6 protein-coding genes are annotated in these 6503 nt (G+C 72.2%); all 6 read left to right on the forward strand.

The features are described from left to right. The first annotated feature begins 104 nt into the window (after positions 1-104). A complete protein-coding gene (locus ACWD4A_RS34965; RefSeq protein ID WP_451200462.1) occupies positions 105-662 on the forward strand; it encodes a hypothetical protein in 558 nt (185 codons plus the stop codon). 527 nt (positions 663-1189) lie between these two features. Beyond that, positions 1190-1363 (forward strand): hypothetical protein, encoded by a 174-nt coding sequence (locus ACWD4A_RS34970; protein ID WP_451200463.1) that lies wholly within the window; start codon positions 1190-1192, stop codon positions 1361-1363. A 158-nt stretch (positions 1364-1521) separates the two neighbouring features. Then, positions 1522-3042 carry a radical SAM protein gene (locus tag ACWD4A_RS34975; protein WP_451200464.1) on the forward strand — a complete coding sequence of 507 codons (1521 nt, stop codon included), beginning with the start codon at positions 1522-1524 and terminating at the stop codon, positions 3040-3042. A gap of 13 nt (positions 3043-3055) precedes the next feature. Then, on the forward strand, positions 3056-4906 hold the full coding sequence (locus tag ACWD4A_RS34980) for a carbamoyltransferase C-terminal domain-containing protein (protein ID WP_451200465.1): 1851 nt from the start codon (positions 3056-3058) through the stop codon (positions 4904-4906). 2 nt (positions 4907-4908) lie between these two features. Beyond that, positions 4909-5793 (forward strand): phytanoyl-CoA dioxygenase family protein, encoded by an 885-nt coding sequence (locus ACWD4A_RS34985; RefSeq protein WP_451200466.1) that lies wholly within the window; start codon positions 4909-4911, stop codon positions 5791-5793. Next, positions 5790-6503, forward strand: a 714-nt coding sequence (locus ACWD4A_RS34990) for an MFS transporter (protein ID WP_451200468.1), incomplete at its 3' end; no start/stop codon positions are given. The genes ACWD4A_RS34985 and ACWD4A_RS34990, both read left to right, overlap by 4 nt.

A 6503-nucleotide genomic window follows, 5' to 3' on the forward strand; every position in this document is an offset into this window, starting at 1 on the left:
CTGGTGCCGGTGCTCGGCGATCGCCGGGACCGACAACTCCGCAATCACCGCGACCAGGAAGAGCCAGGGCCTGACGGGGCCGGGCAGGAACAGGACTCAACAACATGATCCGCGACCGGAGTTTCCTGGTCGCCTGCTCACGGCTGGTCGGCGTGCCGCTGATCCCGCACCCGCTGCGGATTCCCACGGTGCAGATCAATTACAGCAACGGGCAGGGCCGGCCGGAGATCGTGCGGTGGCACCGTGACGGCATGGACTACGTGTTCACGATCCAGCTCAACGGCTACGAGGACTACGAGGGCGGCCGGTTCACGTATTTCCGGGGACGCACGGACGAATTCGCGGGTGTCGCGCCGGGGGACGAGCGGATTCGCGAGGCGCCGTGCGGGGAGCGCGGGGCGACGCTCTTCCTCCACGGGAGCCGCATCTTCCACGCGGTGACCCCCGTGACCGACGGGCGGCGGGCCGTGCTGGTGATCTCCTTGTTCTGCCCCTATTTCGCCCGGCAGGACTCCAATACGTTCTGGCATCTGGCGGGTGACGACGGGATTCCGGCGACGGTGCCGAGCTGGCTGCGGCTCAAGTGGCCGGTGCGGAACCCGGCGGTGGACTTCAGTCTGCGGGCGGGGTGCCCGGTCGTCACCTGGGACGACGTCCAGTAGCACGCCCCGGCCCGACGGGCGTGCGCGTACGGCCTGTTGGGAGGGCGTACGAGCGCACGTGGTGTGCGTGGCGAGCGCCCGCGCGGCACCCGGCGCGCTTCTGCGCGGCCGCCGTCCGGGCGGGATGACACCGGCAGGGAAGACCGCCGGGGCCCGGATCGTAAAGAGCCAGCCACAGATCATCCCGCGGGCGCGGCGCCTTTCCTGACTCCGGGTGAAGCCGTGGCGCTTGCCGCGTGCCCTGCACGCGCACATACGGCGGCCGGACTTCCGCGGCCTCTTTTCGCATGAGACCTGATGACGTCACGAGTTCAACGACCACGCCCCAACTCCCCACCACACGGCCGGGATTGGAGGGATTTAATCCATCCGATAATCATATGGGAGGCGATCAAGTCATACGTGCCGAAAAAAGTGGCCGGAACGGCAGTACCACGTGCTTCGACGACCATGATTCGCTGGCCCGGTCTGCGGCAATTCCGCCCGACCCCTGGCGAGCAGAAAAGACGGAGAAGGACGAGACAGAAATGGCCGAAGTCAAGAAAATGATCACTCCGACGCCCACGGCGTCGTCCCGCCCCTGCGGGTTCGTCTCCCCCGACAAGGGCAACGCCCCCACCATCATCCCGGTCCGCAAGGCGGAGGCCGCCCCGGCCGACAGCGCCGTCACCGAGCCGAGGGAACTGGGCACGCCGGCCTGAACCGTCCGGCGCACCGGTCCCCGTGGGCCCGCCGCCAGCACCGTCCGGCGGGCCCATCCCACGCCCCGCGCCACCCGCACCCGTCACAGCACCGCCTCACAGGGGGAAGCCCGCCGATGTCCGCTCCGGTCTATCAGTCCTCCCGATACGTCCGTACCGTGCGCACCGCCGGCGACCGGGACTTCACCCGGTTCGGCGGCCGCCTCGACGCCCACGACGGCACCGGCAGCACGGTGGCCTTCCACGCGCTCTTCGGCAACGCCCGGCTGGTGGACGGCGACACGGTCGAGCTGCTCCGCGAGGCGGCCGACGGCCTCCCCCTGGACCGGCTGACCGAGCGCGCCGGGCACGACACCGTACGCGGCCTGATCGAGGCGCAGTACCTGGTGGCGGCCGGGCACGACGAGCTGACGGAGATCGGCGAACTCCTCGCCGCCCGCAGCGAGTCGCTCAGCAGCGGGGTCTTCCACTCCTCGATCCAGCTGGTCCTCACCAACGCCTGCAACTTCTCCTGTCAGGGCTGTTTCGCCTACAACTTCGACGGCGGCGTCGAGGAACGGAACCACTCCGGGGAGTCCGTCAAGCCCGGCCCCGTGCTCGTCCAGCTCCGCACCGCGCGCGGCGACTCCGGGCCGACGCTCGCCCGCGGCGACTGGAACGACGACGCCTCCGACAGCGCCCGCAACCCCTCGATGCACATGTCCCCCGAGGTGGCGGAGAAGACCGTCCGGGAGGCCGTGGCGCTCCGCAAGGCCAACGGCGGCGGCGAGTTGACTGTGTCGTTCTTCGGCGGCGAGCCGACGCTCGCGCGCGGCACCATCCTGCACATCCTGCGGACCTTCGGTGACCACCACGACGGGGTCGCGCTGGCCTACGACATGACCAGCAACGGCTCCCGGATCGACGCCGAGTTGCTCGCGGCCCTGGCCGGACACCGCGTCGCCACGACCGTGTCGATCGACTACCTCGTGCCGGAGACCGGGGAGTTCCGCGGCGGACAGCAGCAGCGCACCCCCTGGCCGGTGGTCCGCAAGGCCATCCTGGACATGAAGGCTGCGGGCGTGCCCGTCAGCATCACCACGGTCCTCTCCCAGTACACCTGGGACAAGTGGGGCACCCCACTGATCGACTTCGTCGCCGAGGCGGGCCTGGACTCCCTCGACGTGATCGTCTCCTTCCAGGCCCGGGAGTTCTTCGAACGGCACAGCCCGCACGACGTGGCGCAGCGGCTGCTGGCCGCCGTGGACTACGGGCGGGAGCGCGGCGTCCAGCTCAGCGGCTACTGGTACCAGACGTTCCAGATGATCGCCGACGAGCGGAAGTGGGCCGCCCAGGCCGACTACAAGACCTGCCCCGCCGTGGGCAGGCAGCTGTCCATCGAGCCGAACGGCAACGTGTTCGCCTGCAAGGCGACCGCCCGCAGGCTGGGCACCATCGACGACTGGCGGGGCGTCTTCGCCTCCCCCGCCTACCGGGACTACGGCATGCGCGCCTACACCAACGGGCCCGGCTGCCAGGGCTGCGAACTCCAGGGCACCTGCTCCGGCGGCTCGGCCGGGGCGCTGGAGGAGGAGAACGGGTCGATCCACGTCATGTCCCCCGGCTACTGCGCCTACATGCGCGAAGTCGTGCAGGGGCTGCTGGAACGGCACCACGCCCAGGTCACCGCGGCAGTCTGAGGAGCCGCGACCCATGCCGACGATCGGTCTCAACCTCGGACACGACGGGGGCGCCGCGCTGGCGCAGCCCGGCGGGGTCCATGTCATCGAAGCGGAGCGCCAGTTGGGGCTGCGCCATGTGTGCGGGGGCAACGCCCGGTTCGCCGCCGAGGCCGCCGGCTGGGTGGCCCGGCTGCACGCCCTCGCCGAGTCGCCTGTCACCACCGTCGCGGTCGCCGACTGGTACACCCCGGCGTGCGCGATCCTGCCCGACGGGCTCGTCGAGCTCGTCTCGGAGGACATCACCTGGAGCAGGCCGGGCGACGCCCTGGCCACCTCCGTGCTGCGCCCGGTGAAGGCCGTGGGATGGCCGCTCGCCGAGGGGCCGTCGGGCCCCGTGCCCGTGGTCGCGGTCCGCCACCACTACGCGCACGCGGCCCTCGCGTACCACACCTCGGGGGCGGACCGCGCGCTGACGGTGGCGCTGGACGGGACGGGCAACTACGCCGAGTGCGGCATGGTGTGCCTGGGCGAGGGCGGCCGGCTGACCCCGGTGCTGTCCTTCGACAACCGTACGGGCCCCCGCTTCGGACTCGTCTACGAGGCCCTGGCCCGGCGCATCCACGGCGGCCAGTTCGACACCGGCAAGCTCCTCGGGCTGGCGGCCACCGGCGAGGTCGACCCCGAACTCCTGCCCGTGCTGCGGGCGATGCTGGCCGGTGGGCGCGGCCGCCGCGCCGCGCCCGACCTCTTCGACCCGCTCGGGGACGCCACGCTCGTGGGCAGCGCCCTGCGGTACGAGGACACCTGGTTCCCGTACGACGAGGAGGCGGGCGGCTATCTCGACGGGCTGCTGGCCGACGCCACGGACGACGACGTGGTGCACTCCTACGGCGGGATCTTCCCCGACGAGATCCGCACGGCCCACGGCCGCCGGATCGGCGTCGGGTCGAGCCCCGGCGACCCCGTCTGCCGCAATCTCGCCGCGACGCTCCAGGCGGCCGTCGAGACGGATCTCGTCCGCTTCGTCACCGGGCTCCACTCGCGCTACCCCGGCTATCCGACGCTGTGTTACGCGGGCGGCTGCGCGCTGAACATCACGGCCAACACCCGGCTCGCCGAGAGCGGCTGCTTCGCCAGGGTGTCCGTCCCGACCTGCTGCGACGACTCAGGGATCGCCCTCGGCGCGGCCCTCGCCGTGGCCGCAGCCGAGGACCGGCCGCGCACCGCCGCCGGTCAACTGGCCTATGCGGGACCGGAGCTGACGGGACGTGGCACGCGCCGCCCCGGGCACACCCGCCGGACGCTGGCCTCGGACGCCGCGCTCGTCGAGCACGTGGCCTGGCTGCTGGCGTCCGAGCAGTGCGTCGCCTGGCTCCAGGGCGGCATGGAGACCGGGCCGCGCGCCCTCGGGCACCGCTCGCTGCTCGTGTCACCGCACTGGACCGGCGCCCGCCGCCATGTGTCGCAGACCGTCAAACGGCGCGAGTGGTTCCGGCCCGTGGCCCCGCTGTGCCCCGCCGAGGTGGCGGGCGAGTACTTCACGGGCCCGCTCGATCACACCGGCACCATGCTGTTCGCGGTCCGGGTGCGCCAGGACCGTACGGAGGAACTGTCCGAGGTCCGGCACATCGACGGGACCGCGCGCCTGCAGACCGTGCACGCGGCGGAGCACCCGCTGCTGCACGCCCTGTGCCACGCCGTCGGCGCGCACACCGGGCTGCCCGTCCTCGTCAACACCAGCGCCAACGGCGGCGGGCGGCCGATCCTCAACGACCTCGACGACGCGCTGGAGCTGCTCGACACCACGGCGCTGGACGCCGTCGTGCTCGCCGACGAGCGGACCGTCGTCACCGTCGACGACGCCGGGGAGAGGAGGCGGTGACGGTGCCGAGGACCCAGCTCAGGGACATCCGCAAGGAGCTGCCGCTGCGGGTGCTGTCACCCGCCGACTGGGAGCACTGGACCACCCGCGGCTACGTCGTCGTCCGCGGGGCGGTGCCCCAGGAGCATGTGGACCGGCTCACCCGGGCGCTCTGGGAGTTCGAGGACATGGCGCCCGACGACCCCTCCACCTGGTACGCGGACCGCCGGGACAGCCGACGGCTGCCGGGGCACAGCGGGCTGGTGGAGATCTACAACCACCAGGCGATGTGGGACAACCGGCAGCACCGGCGGGTCTACGACGCCTTCGTCGACATCTGGGACACCACCGCGCTGTGGGTTGTCATCGACTTCGCCAACGTCAATCCGCCCAACCGCGGCTCCCGCGCCTTCGAGGGGTTCGTCCACTGGGACGTCGACACCTCGCGCCGCCCTCTGCCCATCAGCTGCCAGGGGGTGTTGTCGCTCAGTGCGGGCGACGAGGAGATCGGCGGCTTCCAGTGCGTGCCCGGCATCTTCGAGAAGCTGGACGGCTGGCTGGCGGAGCAGCCCGCCGACCGCGACCCGATGACCCCCGACCTCACCGGCCACACCGTCACCTCCGTACGCGTCGACCCGGGAGACCTGATCATCTTCAACAGCCTGCTGCCGCACGGGGTGCGCCCCAACCGCTCCGCCGACCGGGTGCGCATGGCCCAGTACATCTCGATGGCGCCCGCCCTCGAGGAGGACACCGCGCTGCGGGACGGCCGCGTGCGCTTCTGGCGGGACCGGATCCCCCCGCACGAGCACGAGGGCGGCCCCCGCAAACGGGAGCGCGACCTGTACGGGCGCGCCGAGCTGACCCCGCTCGGCGAACGGCTGCTGGGGCTGACGAGTTGGTCATGAGCACGGCCCCGGCGCTGGGCGCCCGGTTCCGTCGGCTGTGGGTGTCGTCGGTGGCGTCCAACGCGGGGGACGGAGTGACCCGGACCCTGCTGCCGCTGCTGGTGGTCGCGAGCCACCCGCAGCCCTTGGTGGTGGCCGGGCTCACGGCGGTCAACATGCTGCCCTGGCTGCTGTTCGCGCTGCCGGCCGGGGTGCTGGCGGACCGTCACGACCGGCGCGGCATCCTGCTGTTGAGCAATGTCACGCGCGCGGCCGCCCTGCTGGCCGCCGTGGCGGTCTTCGCCGTGGGCGGCTCGCTGACCGTCCTGTACGCGCTCTCCTTCGTCCTCGGCGTCGCCGAGACCCTCGCGGAGACCGCGGCCCCCGCGCTGCTCCCCGAGATCGTGGCGGACGAGCACCTGGAGTACGCCAACGGCCGTCTCCTCGCCCCGCAGATCATCCTCAACGAGATGGCGGGGCCGCCCCTCGCGGGCCTGCTCGTCGGTGTCGGCGCGACCCTCGCGCTGGCCACCGGCGGGGCGCTGTACGGGGTCGCGGCCGTCCTGCTGCTCGGACTGGCGGGCACCCGGCCCGCCCGGCGCCCCGTGGCCGCACCGGCCGGACGGGCGCTGTGGCCGGCCATCGCCAGCGCGGACTACCGCGGCTACGCGCACCTGGAGTCCGGCGCGACCGGCCAGCAGAAGGCGTCGTACTACTTCCAGGGCCAGTCC

It is taken from the genome of Streptomyces sp. NPDC002537, from assembly GCF_053594975.1.

What these genes read in the sequence shown, in the direction of transcription:
- ACWD4A_RS34980 (WP_451200465.1), top strand. Translation starts at nt 3,056, where the DNA reads ATGCCGACGATCGGTCTCAACCTCGGACACGACGGGGGCGCCGCGCTG.
- ACWD4A_RS34965 (WP_451200462.1), top strand. Translation starts at nt 105, where the DNA reads ATGATCCGCGACCGGAGTTTCCTGGTCGCCTGCTCACGGCTGGTCGGC.
- ACWD4A_RS34970 (WP_451200463.1), top strand. Translation starts at nt 1,190, where the DNA reads ATGGCCGAAGTCAAGAAAATGATCACTCCGACGCCCACGGCGTCGTCC.